Source organism: Kouleothrix sp. 19917, from assembly GCF_057073505.1.
The window spans coordinates 6,858,088-6,872,041 of sequence record NZ_CP097099.1 but is presented as its reverse complement, the minus strand read 5'-3'; the positions used below and the strand labels follow the sequence as shown (position 1 = coordinate 6,872,041).

At 63.7% G+C, this 13,954-nt stretch carries 13 protein-coding genes; 6 read left to right on the top strand and 7 right to left on the bottom strand.

From position 1 onward, the window contains the following. Positions 1 to 10: 10 nt before the first annotated feature. Positions 11 to 1,321 (top strand): aspartate aminotransferase family protein, encoded by a 1,311-nt coding sequence (locus M1P90_RS27820; RefSeq protein ID WP_483698927.1) that lies wholly within the window; start codon positions 11 to 13, stop codon positions 1,319 to 1,321. A 46-nt stretch (positions 1,322 to 1,367) separates the two neighbouring features. Then, positions 1,368 to 1,976 (top strand): FFLEELY motif protein, encoded by a 609-nt coding sequence (locus M1P90_RS27815; RefSeq protein ID WP_483698926.1) that lies wholly within the window; start codon positions 1,368 to 1,370, stop codon positions 1,974 to 1,976. A 230-nt stretch (positions 1,977 to 2,206) separates the two neighbouring features. Here the strand turns inward: M1P90_RS27815 and gmd are convergent, their stop codons facing one another. Then, complete coding sequence (gene gmd / locus M1P90_RS27810) at positions 2,207 to 3,181, bottom strand: GDP-mannose 4,6-dehydratase (protein ID WP_483698925.1); 975 nt, start codon at positions 3,179 to 3,181, stop codon at positions 2,207 to 2,209. Between the two features lie 140 nt (positions 3,182 to 3,321). Here gmd and M1P90_RS27805 point away from each other — a divergent pair, with 140 nt between their 5' ends. Next, the gene (locus M1P90_RS27805; RefSeq protein WP_483698924.1) at positions 3,322 to 3,798 is read left to right on the top strand and encodes a helix-turn-helix domain-containing protein; all 477 of its coding nucleotides are present in this window, start codon (positions 3,322 to 3,324) and stop codon (positions 3,796 to 3,798) included. A gap of 204 nt (positions 3,799 to 4,002) precedes the next feature. Here M1P90_RS27805 and M1P90_RS27800 read toward each other — a convergent pair whose 3' ends face one another. After that, positions 4,003 to 5,505 (bottom strand): hypothetical protein, encoded by a 1,503-nt coding sequence (locus M1P90_RS27800; RefSeq protein WP_483698632.1) that lies wholly within the window; start codon positions 5,503 to 5,505, stop codon positions 4,003 to 4,005. Between the two features lie 254 nt (positions 5,506 to 5,759). Between M1P90_RS27800 and M1P90_RS27795 the strand changes: the two genes are divergently transcribed. After that, positions 5,760 to 6,590 carry a lysophospholipase gene (locus M1P90_RS27795; RefSeq protein ID WP_483698923.1) on the top strand — a complete coding sequence of 277 codons (831 nt, stop codon included), beginning with the start codon at positions 5,760 to 5,762 and terminating at the stop codon, positions 6,588 to 6,590. A 238-nt stretch (positions 6,591 to 6,828) separates the two neighbouring features. Here the strand turns inward: M1P90_RS27795 and M1P90_RS27790 are convergent, their stop codons facing one another. Next, positions 6,829 to 7,986 (bottom strand): aminotransferase class V-fold PLP-dependent enzyme, encoded by a 1,158-nt coding sequence (locus tag M1P90_RS27790; protein ID WP_483698922.1) that lies wholly within the window; start codon positions 7,984 to 7,986, stop codon positions 6,829 to 6,831. A 265-nt stretch (positions 7,987 to 8,251) separates the two neighbouring features. Beyond that, a complete protein-coding gene (locus M1P90_RS27785; protein WP_483698921.1) occupies positions 8,252 to 9,157 on the bottom strand; it encodes a DMT family transporter in 906 nt (301 codons plus the stop codon). 339 nt (positions 9,158 to 9,496) lie between these two features. Between M1P90_RS27785 and M1P90_RS27780 the strand changes: the two genes are divergently transcribed. Next, complete coding sequence (locus tag M1P90_RS27780; RefSeq protein ID WP_483698920.1) at positions 9,497 to 9,781, top strand: PspC domain-containing protein; 285 nt, start codon at positions 9,497 to 9,499, stop codon at positions 9,779 to 9,781. Positions 9,782 to 9,853: 72 nt separating this feature from the next. Here M1P90_RS27780 and M1P90_RS27775 read toward each other — a convergent pair whose 3' ends face one another. The 3 genes from M1P90_RS27775 to M1P90_RS27765 all read right to left on the bottom strand — a co-directional run bounded on the left by M1P90_RS27775 (position 9,854) and on the right by M1P90_RS27765 (position 13,572). Next, positions 9,854 to 11,653, bottom strand: coding sequence for an ABC transporter ATP-binding protein (locus M1P90_RS27775; protein WP_483698919.1), 1,800 nt, complete (start codon positions 11,651 to 11,653; stop codon positions 9,854 to 9,856). Positions 11,654 to 11,834: 181 nt separating this feature from the next. Next, a complete protein-coding gene (locus tag M1P90_RS27770) occupies positions 11,835 to 13,136 on the bottom strand; it encodes an MFS transporter (RefSeq protein WP_483698918.1) in 1,302 nt (433 codons plus the stop codon). Further along, positions 13,093 to 13,572, bottom strand: a complete 480-nt coding sequence (locus tag M1P90_RS27765; RefSeq protein ID WP_483698916.1) for a MarR family winged helix-turn-helix transcriptional regulator — start codon at positions 13,570 to 13,572, stop codon at positions 13,093 to 13,095. The genes M1P90_RS27770 and M1P90_RS27765 overlap by 44 nt, the downstream gene beginning before the upstream one ends. Positions 13,573 to 13,619: 47 nt before the next feature. Here M1P90_RS27765 and M1P90_RS27760 point away from each other — a divergent pair, with 47 nt between their 5' ends. Next, positions 13,620 to 13,769, top strand: coding sequence for a hypothetical protein (locus M1P90_RS27760; RefSeq protein ID WP_483698915.1), 150 nt, complete (start codon positions 13,620 to 13,622; stop codon positions 13,767 to 13,769). The last annotated feature ends 185 nt before the right edge of the window (positions 13,770 to 13,954 follow it).

Below are 13,954 nucleotides of genomic sequence, written 5' to 3'. Positions count from 1 at the left end.
GGAGCAAGCCATGACGCTTCTCGAACAGCAGCAGCACCTTTCGCCAGTGTGGGCGCGCTACACCGACATTCTGGTCGAGCGCGGCGAGGGCGCATGCCTGTATGCCGCCGACGGCCGCAGCTACCTCGATTTCACCTGCGGCATTGGCGTGACGAACACCGGCCACTGCCACCCGCGCGTGGTCGAAGCCATCCGCGAGCAGGCCGGCCTCTTGCTGCACGGCCAGGCCAATATCGTCTACCACCGCCCAATGCTCGAGCTGGTCGAGGCGCTGCGCGGCGTGGTGCCGCCCTCGCTCGACACCTTCTTTTTCAGCAACAGCGGCGCCGAAGCAATTGAAGCCTCGCTGAAGCTAGTACGCCAGGCCACCGGCCGCACCGACGTGATTGTGTTTGGCGGCGGCTTCCACGGCCGCACCGCCGGCGCGATGGCGCTGACAACCAGCAAGGGCAAATATCGCGGCGGCTATGCGCCCCTGCCCTCGGGCGTGCATATTGCGCCCTTCGCCTATTGCTACCAGTGCGCGGTTGGCCGCGCCGCCGGCAAGAACACCGCCGCCATGTCGGCCGCCGCGCCCAACACCGCCGAGTGCTGCGGCGACCCGCTGCGCCAGGTGCGCCACATGCTGCAAACCGAAACCGTGCCCGAAGAGATCGCGGCCATGCTGGTCGAGCCGGTGCAGGGCGAGGGCGGCTACATCGTGCCCCCAGCCTCGTTCCTGTGGGGCTTGCGCGAAATCTGCGACGAGCACGGCATTCTGCTGATTGCCGACGAGGTGCAGACCGGCTTTGGCCGCACCGGCACGTTCTTCGCCGTCGAGCAGTTTGGCGTCACGCCCGACATCATGGTGATGGCCAAGGGCATTGCCTCGGGCCTGCCGCTTTCGGGCATTGCGGCGCGGCGCGAGCTGATGGACAAGTGGCACCCCGGCTCGCACGGCGGCACCTATGGCGGCAACGCGCTGGCCTGCGCGGCGGGCGTGGCAACAATTGCGGCCATTCAGGAAGATCGACTCGTGGAGAATGCCGCCAGCATGGGCGCGCTGCTGCGCAGCGAGCTGACCGCACTGCAAAGCCGCAATCCCGCCCTGGGCGATGTGCGCGGCCTGGGCCTGATGGTTGGCGTTGAGCTAGTGCGCAGCGATGGCGGCCCCGACGCGGCCCTGTGCAAGCGCGTGCTGGCCGGCTGCCGCGAGCGCGGGCTGCTGCTGCTCAACTGCGGTTCGTATGACAATGTGGTTCGTTTCATCCCACCGCTCGTCGTCGATGCCGAGCAAATTCGCCAGGCGGTGCGGATTTTCGAGGAGGCGCTGGCAGGATGACCGGGCCGCGCTGTGCTTCCCGCGTCAGCTTGCCCACACGAATACTATGGCAACGTTGCAAGAAATGAAGACTGCACTTCAGGCCTTTCAGTCGCGACGGTTGCGCCGCGATCACGCCGACCTGGCAGCTGAAACACAATATCACGATATTGGCGAGTTCTTCTTCGAGGAAATGTATGGCCCGCGCGATTTTGCCGCGCGCGACGAACAGGCCCGCAGGTTGCAGCAGTTTACGCACCTCGCGCCCGGCCTGAACGTCGGCGATGTGCAAAATGTGCTGGAGCTGATCGATCTGACGAATACGCTGGACGACGCGGTCGCGCAGGCGCTCGTGGCAGTGGACGCGCCGCTCGATTTCGACGAGGAAAGCTACGAGCGCGCCTACGCTGCGGCCGACAACTACGACGACCGGGTGCGCCAGATCGAGCTGGTGCGCCTCTCGCTCTACAATGTCTACCGCATGGCCAAGCGCCCGCTAATCGGCGGGGTGTTGAAAAGCACGCAGGGTTTGGCCCAAACGGTTGGCATGGCCGACATCCACCGTTTCCTGCGCACTGGCTTTGTCGCAATCCAGTCAGTGCGCGACATTCATCGCTTTGTCGAGACGGTGTGCGTGCGCGAGCAGGATCGGCTCGATCGCATCTATGGTGTGTGAAGCCACCTCCGCAACTATAACTACTACTCTGGAAAATAAATTCCCTGTACTCAGCTTCCAGGAAGCTCAAGCCAGTTTGCGTCAATCTGATAACCAGATGAGCTTGCTGGAAGCTTGCCCGTTGTATGAAAGAACTTTCTTTCCAGAGCACTACGCACTACGCACTTCCTGTTTGGGAGCGCGTAGTGCGTAGCGATTGCCGAATCTGAGATCGAGTTTAGAAGCTGCCGCTACTGCTGGCTTTTCAGCAGCGCCAGGTCGGCTTCGACCATCATGGTCACGAGCTGCTCGAACGAGGTTTCGGGCACCCAGCCCAGCGCCGCGCGCGCCTTGGTCGAATCGCCCACCAACAGATCGACTTCGGCCGGGCGCATAAAGCGCTCGTCGAGCACGACATACTTGCTGTAGTCGAGATCGACGTGGCCGAAGGCCAGCTCGCAGAAGCGCCGCACCGACTGCGTTTGCCCGGTCGAAACCACAAAATCGTCGGGCTGATCCTGCTGGAGCATCAGCCACATCGCCTTCACGTAATCGCCGGCAAAGCCCCAGTCGCGCTGCGCTTCGAGGTTGCCCAGCCGCAGCTCATTGTCGAGCCCAAGCTTGATGCGCGCAACCGCGTTGGTGATCTTGCGCGTGACGAACTCCAGGCCACGGCGCGGGCTTTCGTGGTTGAACAGAATGCCGCTGCTGGCGTGCATGCCATAGCTCTCGCGATAGTTCACCGTGATCCAGTGGCCGTACACTTTCGCCACGCCATAGGGGCTGCGCGGGTAGAAGGGCGTGGTTTCGCGCTGCGGCACTTCCACCACCTTGCCAAACATTTCCGACGAGCTGGCCTGGTAGAAGCGAATATCCGGATCGACAATACGAATCGCGTCGAGCATGCGCGTGACGCCCAGCGCGGTGGTTTCGCCCGTGAACACCGGCTGGCCCCACGAGGTTTGCACAAACGACTGCGCGGCCAGGTTGTAGACCTCGGCGGGGCGGCTTTCGCGCAGCAGGTTGATGATCGAGACTTCGTCGAGCAGGTCGCCGGTGGTCAGGGTAATATCGTCCTGAATGTGCTTGATGCGCTCGAAGTTGACGGTGCTGGACCGGCGGATCATGCCGATCACGTCATAGCCCTGGGCGAGCAGGAATTCAGCGAGGTAGCTGCCATCCTGCCCGGTGATGCCGGTGATCAGGGCGCGTTTTTTGTTGGCCATGTGAACGAATTTCTCCTATTGTGCGACGCGATGCATGGCGTCGCAGTGTTGCTCTGCCGCAGCAGTATACTCGCGAAGCGGCGCGCTGTCTGCTAACTGGCTTAGCCGCGCGCAGACGAATTTGCCAGTATAATCGGCCTATGATACCACAGCATCCCGAACTGCCTGAGTCGCTGGGGGCGCGAATTGCGCGGCTGCGCGCGGCGTGCGGCTGGACGCAGGAGCAGCTGGCGGCGCGGCTGGCGGCATCGCGCGTGGCGGTGTCGCACTTCGAGCTGGGGCTGGCGCTGCCGAGCGAGCGCACGGTGCTGCTGCTGGCCGGGCTGTTCAAGCTCGCACCGCACGAACTGGTGGCCGGCACCGCATACCCGCCCGCCAAATCCGACCGCCTGCCCGCGACGGTGTGCTGCTACACAGCCGCCGAGCACCAGCTGGCGCTGCTGCGCCGCGACATGGCTTGGGCCGCGCGGCTGGGCGGCGACGCGCCCGCAGCGGTGCGCGCCGAGTGGCTGCCGGTGCTGGCCGCGCTCCTCGCCGCCACCGACGACCCGGCCGAGCGCCGCGCGCTTGGGGATGCGCTGCGTGAGATGGGGCGGGGGATGGGTGTTAGGGATTAGGGGATGGGGATTTGGGAGAACGCAGAGCATCATTTTCTGAAAAATTGCATTCTCTCTAATAATGCTTTTTCGCTTTGTATTCAGGTTTTCTGCGCGCCCTACGAAAAATCGAACACCGTACTGTAATTGCTATGTCGCATACCATACATTTCCTTGATGATTTTTGCGCTATGACATGGTTTGTAGGTACTTTACAGTTTGTGATTAGGCGGCCAGCGTCCACTCAGGCATCAGATGCGCTGGTGAATGCTCCGTGCTGGCTGGTGGATAGCCTAATGCCACCAGCCAGTCAGTCGGCGCATCGCGCATCCCGCTCAGATGCAGCGGGCTCTGACCTTTATGCTTCCCACGAGTAAACACACGATGGTTGTGCCAAACTGCCAGCAACGCCAGCATACCGTTTGTCAGCCTTCGCCGCACCGCCAGATGTGGGCGCAGGATGCTATGCCACCGCTCCACCGCGCTCGAAACCTGCACCGCCTCCTGCCAGGCTGTCAGCAGCACTCGCGCCGCCGCACGCCAGTCCACTGGCACCGCCGCTATCACCTCCGCATCGGTCCACGCCAATTCCTTCCGCCTCAGCCAAGCCCATCCCAGCAGCGCTTGCCGCTCGGCTGCCAGCACTCCACTCAGCTCCTGCTGCACCTGCTGCACCTGGGCACCAAAACTCAGCAGCTTTGGCATTTGCCTCCGAATGCGGCGCGCCAGGCGCCCCAGTTCGGCCTGCTGCTCTCCCGCGCTGCTTTCTGCCAATTCGTCCAACAAGCTCAGCAGCGCGTCCAGTTCGTCTTGCCGCTCGGCCAAGCTCAGCAACCGCTTGCGCCCGACCACCACCACCGCCAGCAATCGATGCAACTCGTCGGTCAAATAGGCCAGCGCAGCGACACCATCGGTCGCTGCCGCCAATTCCTGGCTGTGGCTCTCAAGCGTGCGCTTGGTCGGCCGACCGCGCTGACGTGTCCCAAGCTCGAGGCAGGCAGCTTGGCGCTCAACTGCCGCTGTACGCGCGTGCATCTGGCTCAGGCGGCGCTGCAGGCGAGCCTGCACCAGCGAGCAGGCTTGGAACAGATGCCAGTGGTCGAGTTGCACCAGCACATCGGGCGTGACGTGCTGGCAGGCACTGTGCATGGGTGCGCCATCGTCCATCACAACCCGCTCCCATCGCAGGCCACGCTCCTGCAAGCTCCACAACAGCAAGGTCCAACTCTCGGTATCGACCGCCAGCGGTCCTTCAGAGGCCCAAACTGCGCCGCTGTGCACATCGACCACGTTCAGATAGGCGGCTCGACCGTGAGCGGGAAAGATTTCGTCGAGCGCCAAGGCGCGAGTGGAAGAAGGAAGGTGCGTGTGCATCCAGGTCAGAGCGCGCTGCTGAGCCTGGTGCAGGACTGCGACGATGGTGGGCAAACTGAGGCCCTGTCCGAGCAATTCCTGGGTCGCGGCTTGAATGCCACGCTGAGAGGCATGCGCGATCCACAGCGTCAGAATGTGGCGAGCGCTGGAGCGGGCAGGCGCGTGAGCAGACGGCGGCGAAAAGGCAGCCGTGATGGCGCGTCGGGCGTGCTCGCGCCAAGCATACAAGGTCGGGCGCGAGACGTGATGTATGCGGCTGAGGCGTGTCACGATACCATACTCGCCTTGATGTGCCAGCAGCAGCGCTGCGGATTGTGCACGCATCTCGGGCGTGCTAGGATGTGTGCGACCCATTGGGTTCTCCCTAGTGATTGGTTGTGGTTGGCCCTTCAACCATACCACTAGGGAGTTTGTCTGTCAGCAGGCAGGGAAAGACTGTAAAGCTGGCTTGGTCTGCCTGAAACCATGTCTATGCGCAAAAATCATCAAGAATATATTGGCAATTCCTTGCTGCCGCAGGCAAAATGCACTGCGTCGAGATCCAGAAATACGCAACTGCGTAGCATCTCAAAGATATTGTGCGACCGCACGACGAAAAGGGCAGAACCATGAAGCAATTTGAGTGGGCGCGCACCAGCGCCGACGGCATTCGCCTGCATTTGCAGAGCTGCGAACCAGACGCGCCACCGCGCGCCGCCGTGACGCTGGTGCATGGCTATGGCGAACATTCCGGGCGCTACCAGCATGTGGCGGCGGCGCTGGCCGATGCTGGTTTCGCACTGGTGACGGGCGACCACCGCGGGCACGGCAAGTCGGGCGGCGCGCGCGGCCACACGCCCAGCTACGAGCATATTCTCGACGATATTGGCGCAATGCTGGAAGCGGCCCGAACGCGCTTTCCGGGTGTGCCGCAGTTCATCTACGGGCATAGCATGGGCGGCAATTTCACGCTGAACTATGTGCTGCGCCGCCGCCCACAGCTCGCCGGTGTGGTGGCGACCGGGCCGTGGCTGCGCTTGGTGACCGACCCGCCGCGCTGGCAGGTGACGCTGGCACGCGTGATGGATCGCGTCTACCCCGCGCTGATTCAGGATACTGGCCTGAACACCGAGGGCCTTTCGCGCGACCCGGCCGTGGGCACGGCCTACCGCGCCGACCCGCTGGTGCACAGCAAGATGTCGGCGCGTCTGTACATGGGCGTATATACTGCCGGGCTGTGGGCACTCGAACATGCCGCCGAGTTTCCGCTGCCCCTGCTGCTGCTGCACGGCGCCAACGACCCAATCACCTCGGCGGCGGCCAGCCGCGAGTTCGCCGCGCGCGCGCCCGATTGCACCTTCAAAGAATGGCCGGGCCTGCGCCACGAGATCCATAACGAGCCCGAGCAGAACGAAGTATTGGCCGAGATCATTGCATGGCTGAATGCGCGCGTGGGGTGAGTTAGCAAGTTGGCAGGTTGCACGTTTGCAGGTTGCACGTTTGATGACATACCCCTCTCGCACCCTTCGATACGGCCTTCGGCCTACTCAGGATGTGAGAGGGGTATGTTCCGTCACTCGGCAGGTGCTAGAATCCGCATCTTGAAGCCTCCGTGCCTCTGTGCCTCCGTGGTAATTTTTCGGTCGCCGGCCGAATGTATCGGGGCGTATTGCAATACGCCCGTATTGGCAGTTACCGCTACTCGGGCAGCAGCTCGCCAATCGCGCCGAGCAGGCGGTCGATGTCGCGCGGGCCGGTGTAGCACTGCACCGAGATGCGCAGGTACTGGCGGCCCTTCCACTCGATGTTCGGGATTTCCACCGCAAACTCATCCCAGAGCTGGCGCTTGAGCGCGGTCACATCGCAGGGCGGCAGTGGCAGCAGCGTCATCTGGCTCCACCATGCGTCGCTGGCGGGCAGCGACTGACCGTAGCGCGCCACCACGCGGTCGCGGGCGTCGAGCGCCAGGGCGTGGCAGGCCGCGCGCACCGCCGGCCAGTTGCGCTCGGTCATAAAATCTATTGCGGCGGGCACGCTCAGGTAGGCGGCCGGGTCGTGCGTGCCGCGCCACTCGAAGTAATCGATAAAGGGCGACGTTCCCGGGTTGTTGCTTTCCCAGCCCCAGCTTATGATCAGCGGCTCCAGCAGCGCCTGCTGCTCGGGGCGCGCATACAGAAAGCCCGCGCTCTTGGGCGCGCACATCCACTTGTGGCAGTTGCCGGTATAGAAATCCGCGCCCAGATCGTCGAGCGCAAGATCGATCTGGCCGGGCGCGTGCGCCCCGTCGATCACCGTCATAATGCCCTCGGCGCGCGCACGACGGCACACCTCTTCCAGCGGGAAGATCAGCGCGGTGGGCGAAGTGATGTGGCTCAGGAAAATGACTTTGGTGCGCGGCGTCACGCCCGCCCACAGCTGCTCGATAAACTGCTCGGCGCTTTCCAATGGCAGGTCGATTGGCTGGTTGATGTAGCGCGCGCCGCGCTTGTTGCACACAAAACGCCAGGCGCGGTCGCACGCGCCATACTCGTGGTCGCTGGCCAGCACCTCGTCGCCGGGCTGCAAATCGAGCGAGCGCGCCACGATATTCACGCCATAGGTCGCGTTCGGCACATACACAAGGTTGTTGGCCTCGGTGCCCAGGTAGTGTGCCAGCGCGGCGCGCGCATCGGCCAGCAGCTCGTTGATGCGGCGGCCCAGAAATTCGACCGGCTGCATTTCAAGCTGGCGCTGCCAGTTCTGGTAGGTTTCGAACACCGGGCGTGGGCAAGCGCCAAAGCTGCCGTGGTTCAGGAAGGCCATGTCAGGGCGGAGCAGGAATTCGTCGGCGTAGCGCGGAAGCGTAAGCGGTGTCATAGTTCCTCCATCAGGCAGCGTTCAGGGCAGCTATTGTACTACCAGTTTAACCGAGAACCAGGCAGTCGGCAGTTGGCAGTCGGCAGTTGGCAGTCGGCAGTCGGCAGTCGGCAGTCGGCAGTCGGCAGTCGGCAGTCGGCAGTCGGCAGTAACCTTCAAACCTGAAACATGCGTATGCCATACGCCGCGGCTGTAACCTGCAACCTTCAAACCTGAAACATGCGTATGCCATACGCCGCGGCTGCAACCTGCAACCTGCAAACCTTCAACCCTGCACCCGCCGCACCGGCGCGCGCCGACCCACCGCCACCGCCGCCATTACCACCAGCGCCACAAGGATCGTCGCGGGCGTGATCTGCTCGTGCAGCAGCAGCGCGGAGACCACCAGCGTGAAAAAGGGTTGCAGCAGCTGCAATTGGCTGACACGCGCCACGCCGCCCAGCGCCAGCCCGTGGTACCACGCGAAAAAGCCCAGCAGCTGGCTTACCAGCGCGACATACAGAAAGCACAGCCACACCATCGGCGGGGCGGACGCGCCGTGCTGCCACAGCGCCAGCCCGACCGGCAGGCAGACCAGCGGCGCGGCCAGCACCAGCGCCCAGCAGATCACCTGCCAGCCACCAAGCGTTCGCGCCAGCCGCCCACCCTCGGCATAGCCCACCGCGCCGGCCGCCACCGCCCCCAGCAGCGCCAGGTCGGCCCCCTCGAAGCCGCCCGCGCTGCCGCTGGCCGCAAAGCCCACCACCGCAAGGCTACCGGCCACGCCCGCAATCCAGAACAGGCGCGATGGGCGCTCGCCGCCGCGCAGGGTAGCAACCAGCGCCGTGGCCAGCGGCAGCAAGCCGATCACAATTGCGCCGTGCGAGGCGGGCACCTGCCGCAGCGCCCAGGCCGAAAGCAGCGGGAAGCCAAAGATCACGCCCGCCGCGACGATTGCCAGGCTGCGCACTTCGGCACGCGTGGGCCGGCGCTGCCGCGTCAGGAGCAGCAGCGCCCCGCCGACGGCGGCCGCCAGCAGCGCGCGCCCCAGCCCCACCACCGTCGGGTCGAGCACCGCCACCGCCACGCGCGTGGCAGGCAGCGTCAGGCTGAAGCTCAGCACCCCCAGCAGGCCAAACCAGAGCCCCGCAGTCTCGGCGGGCATGCGCTCGCGCGCAACCGATTGTTCCATTGGGCTGTTCTTTCTTTTAGCAGGAGTCAGGGGTCAGAGTCCAAAAAGTCATCCACAGATTACGCAGATTTCGCCGATTATAGACCACAGGTAATGAGCATTTACGCACTACGCATGACGCACTATGATGCCAGCCGATTAGTAATATGAAGCAGATCAGATCATCTGATGCCTGCAAGTATCCATGCTGGCGGGCGAATTGTCGAGAGACAAAGCGCGCCAATCGGGGCGAACAATCGGGGCGCGGGGCGCAACCTTTTGGCGGGCTGAACGTCGTATTGGGCAGAACAGAACACCCGCAACTGTGCGGCGTTCGACAATATAGTGGAGGAAGTAAGAATGAACTCGCAGTTTGTGCGCAGCAAAAACGACAAGATGATTGCCGGCGTGTGTGGCGGCCTGGCACGCTACTTCAATATCGACCCGGCGATTGTGCGGCTGCTGTTTGTGCTGGCCGTGGTGCTCGGCGGCGCCAGCCCGCTGATTTATGTCGTGCTGTGGATTGTGATGCCCGAAGAGCAGGCGCTGACCAATTCGGCCAGCACGCCCGTCGCCCTGCCCGACCACCCGCGCCCGGTCGAGCAGTGGAAGTACGACCCCTACACCGGCGAGAAAATGAAGTAAGACTCTTTTCGCGAGCAACAAGAAGAGGAAGGCGCATAGCGCCTTCCTCTTCTTGTTGCTCGCGAAATTGCCTTACCTTGCCACAACCTCAACATCACGTTCCCCCGCCAGCGCAAAGGCCGAGTCGGCGCGCACCATGGCGGCGAAATGCCCGCCCGGCCGCGTCAGTAGCTCGCCCGGCGCACCATCTTCGACAATCTGGCCGTCGGCAACCACGATCACGCGGTCGGCCGATTGCGCCAGCGACAGGCGGTGCGACACAATCAAGGTCGTGCGCCCGTGCATCAGCCGCTCCAGCGCCTCGATGATCGACGCCTCGGATTCGGGCTCAACCGCGCTGGTTGGCTCGTCGAGCAGCAGCAGCGGCGTGTTGGCCAGCAGCGCGCGCGCCACCGCCAGGCGCTGTTTCTGCCCACCCGAAAGCCGAATGCCGCGCTCGCCAAGCTGGGTGTCGTAGCCCTGCGGCAGCGCGCTCAGGAAGCCGTGCGCGTTGGCGGCGCGGGCGGCAAGCTCAACTTCTTCGCGGGTGGCGTCGGCGCGGCCATAGCGCAAATTCTCCAGCGCGCTGGTGTTGAACAGAAAGGTTTCCTGCTGCACCTGCGCCATCTGGCTGCGCAGCGACTGAAGCGTCGCCCCGCGCAGATCGCACCCGTCGATCAGCACGCGCCCGGCGTCGGGGTCGTAGAGCCGCGCCACAAGTGCCAGCAGCGTCGATTTTCCCACACCCGACGGCCCCAATAGCGCCACGCGCTCGCCCGGCTGGATGTGCAGATTCACGCCCTGCAGCACGGGCCGCGCCGGGTCGTAGCCAAAGCGCACATTTTCGAAGCGAATGTCGCCGCGCAGAGGCGCGGGCAGCGGCTGCGCATCGGGCAGGTCGGCCACCGTCACGTCGGCATCCAGCACCTCGAAGATGCGCCGGCCAGCGGCGGCGGCCTGCTGCAGCAGGTCGTTGATGTTCACAAGGTCGTCGATCGGGCCGTAGAAATAGCGCCCGTAGCCGCGATAGGCCAGCAGGCCGCCCAGCGTGAACTGCCCGCGCATAATAAACAGCACGCCGCCGCCGAGCATCAGCACATTGCCGAAGTTCGCCACCCAGCGCACCAGCGGAAACACGCGATTGCGCAATGTGACGGCCTGCACCTGCTGATCGTACAGCTCGCGGCCGGTTGCTTCCAGGCTGATCGACTCGCGCCGTTCCTGCGCAAACGACTGGATGACGCGAATGCCGTTGAGGTTATCCGCCAGGCGCGCGGTCAGGTCGCCCAGGCGCTGACGGGCGGCGCGGTAGATCGGGCGCACGCGACGATTGTAGCGCCGCAGCAGCAGACCCACCAGCAGCATTGGGATGAGCACAATCAGGCCGAGCGCAGGCTGCAGCGCAATGAAAATGCCCGCCACGCCTGCCACGCGCAGCGCGTTCGCCACCACCGAGTCGGTGCCGCGAATCATCACATCCTGAATGCTGTCCACGTCGGACGTAATGCGCGAAAGCAGGTCGCCGGTGCGGCGCTGCGCGAAGTAGGCCGCCGACTGCGATTGGAGTTTGGCGTACAGGCGCAAGCGCAGGTCGAGCGTCAGGCGCTGGCCGGCGCGCTCAAGCAGCACGCCGCGCACGGCCGAGCAGATCTGGCCGACGCCAAACACCGCCACCAGCAGCACCAGCTTCTCGCCAATGTACCACCAGTCGCGGTTCGCCAGGCCCACATCGACCACCTGCTGCCACACCAGCGGCGGGTACAGCTCGGCCGCAACCGAGAGGATCAGGCAGGCCATGCCCGCGCCCACGGTGCGCCGGTAGGGCAAAATCAGGCTGTACAATCGGGTAAAAATGCCGCGCTCGCGTGGCGCGGGGATGCTCAGCGTTGCCATAGGCCCCTGTTCCAGTTCAAAAGCAGCGAGCTCTCTTTATTCAACCCGCAACCAACAACCAACGGCCAAAATATTCACCACTGAGGCACGGAGGTTTTGGTTTACAGGTTTGAAGGTTGCAGGTTGAATGTTGGGACGTGGCAGGGTACTGCGAGCTGCCGCCTGCCAACTGCTGCTTGCCCTACGCCGTGCGCCGCCGATACACCAGCGCGCCGCCCACGCCCAGCAGACACAGCGCCGCGCACACCAGCAGCGTTTCCGAGACGCCAATGATGTTCGAGAGCGTGCCAATCAGCAAACCGCCGATCGGCGTGCTGCCCGCGAACAGCAGCATATACAGGCCCATCACCCGGCCGCGCAGCGCGTCGGGCGTGGTGAGCTGCAAGAGCGTGTTTGCGCTGGTGGAAAACAGAATGCCCGCGAAGCCCAGGGCGATGAGCAGCGCGCCCGAAAGCGCGTAGCTCGTGGAGATCGCGACCGCGCCGAGCAGCAGGCCAAAGCAGGCCGAGCCAACGATCAGCCGGCGCATCGTGACCTTGCCGGCATAGGCCGTCACCAGCGCGCCCACCAGCGAGCCCGCGCCCAGAAAGGCCGAAAGCCCGCCAAAGCCGGCCGCATCGGTGTGCAGCACAAAGCCCGAAAGCAGCGGCAGCACCACGCTGAAGTTATAGCCAAAGGTGCCAATCGCCGCCACGACAATCATAATCAGCAGCACCGCCGGCGTGCGCCAGACATACGCCAGCCCTTCGAGCAGGTCGCTGCCCATGCGCCCGCCGCGCCGTGGTGGCGCGGCCAGAAATTCGTCGCGGTTCATCATAAACAGGCTAAACAGCACTGCCACAAACGTCACCGCATTGATGAACAGCACCAGCGCGATGCCGGTGAGCAGGTTGCCCGCCCCGGCAATGATCAGGCCCGCCAGCGCCGGCCCAATAATGCGCGCACCATTGAACAGCATAGAGTTGAGCGCCACCGCGTTCACCAGATGGTCGCGCCCGACCAGCTCGACCGCGAACGCCTGCCGCACGGGGTTATCGATTGCGGTGATGATGCCCTGCGCCGCCGCCAGGATGTAGACATGCCAGAGCTGGATCGCGCCGGTTCCCACCAGCGCGGCAAAGATCACGGCCTGAACCAGCGCCGCTGTTTGGGTGAAAATAATCAGCCGGTGCTTGGGCAAGCGGTCGCCAATGGCCCCGCCGAGCAGGGAAAGCAGCATGATCGGCAGGAATTGCAGCGCCGTCACGACGCCCAGCGCAAACGGCGACTGGGTGAGCTGCAGCACCAGCCACGATTGCGCGGTGGTCTGCATCCAGCTGCCGGTTTGCGAGATTAGCTGGCCAAACCAGTACAAGCGGTAGTTGCGTACCGACAGCGCGCGAAAACCGCGCCCCAATGCGCCGAGCCGGCCTTCTGGCGCTGGCGCTGCATTGGCAGAATTAGCGGGTTGATTCATCGACGGATGAGCGTTCGTCGCTCGCATGTTGTTCCTCCTGCGCCAGCACGCGGCGCAGCGCCGGCAGCGCCACACGCACTGCCGTTAGTTCGTTCTCACTTAGCTCGGCCAGCAGTGGTGCCAGCCGCTGCAACGATTGCGATTGGGCGCGCTCGTAGTGCAGCCGCCCGCTTTCGGTGAGCTGCAAGATCGACTGCCGACGGTCGTTTGGGTCGGGCTCGCGCAGCACCCAGCCGCGTGCCACCAAGGCCTGCGCCAGCTCGCTCATCGACTGGAGGCTGACGCGGCGCTTTTTCGCCAGCGCGCTGAGTGTGAGCGGGGCGGCGGCCAGGTGTGCCAGCACGCGAAACTGCGGCATGGTCGTTTCTTCGCCAGCTTCGCGCCGCACTTCGGCCGCAACAATGCGGTTCAGCAACGGCAATACCGACAGGAGATCTTGCGTGGTTTCAAGAACCAGATCCATAGAGTTTTTCTCGCTTTTGCCAAGTTCCTTGATTATCAGGAAACCTGATGATTAGGATACTTGATGAATATCGGGATGTCAAGAAGGATTCTTTGGGGATTTTTCGCCTGCGGCAGCAAGATGATTATTATTTTTTTGTGAGCGGGTTCTCGCGCGCAACGCGAGAACCCGCTCACAACATGGTGCTGAACGATTGAGCTACGGCATTCATATGGCGCCAAAGCTCACTGCCGACTGGCTTCTGCCTGCTGCCCACTGCCAGAAGCGGTTTTCAAATCAATTGGACCAAAAAGGCCGAGATTTTCTCGTACTCTGTGCGCTCTGTGGCCCAAATCATTCGCAATCTGCTATAAAAGCACACTGCGGGCCAAGAAAAAACTCG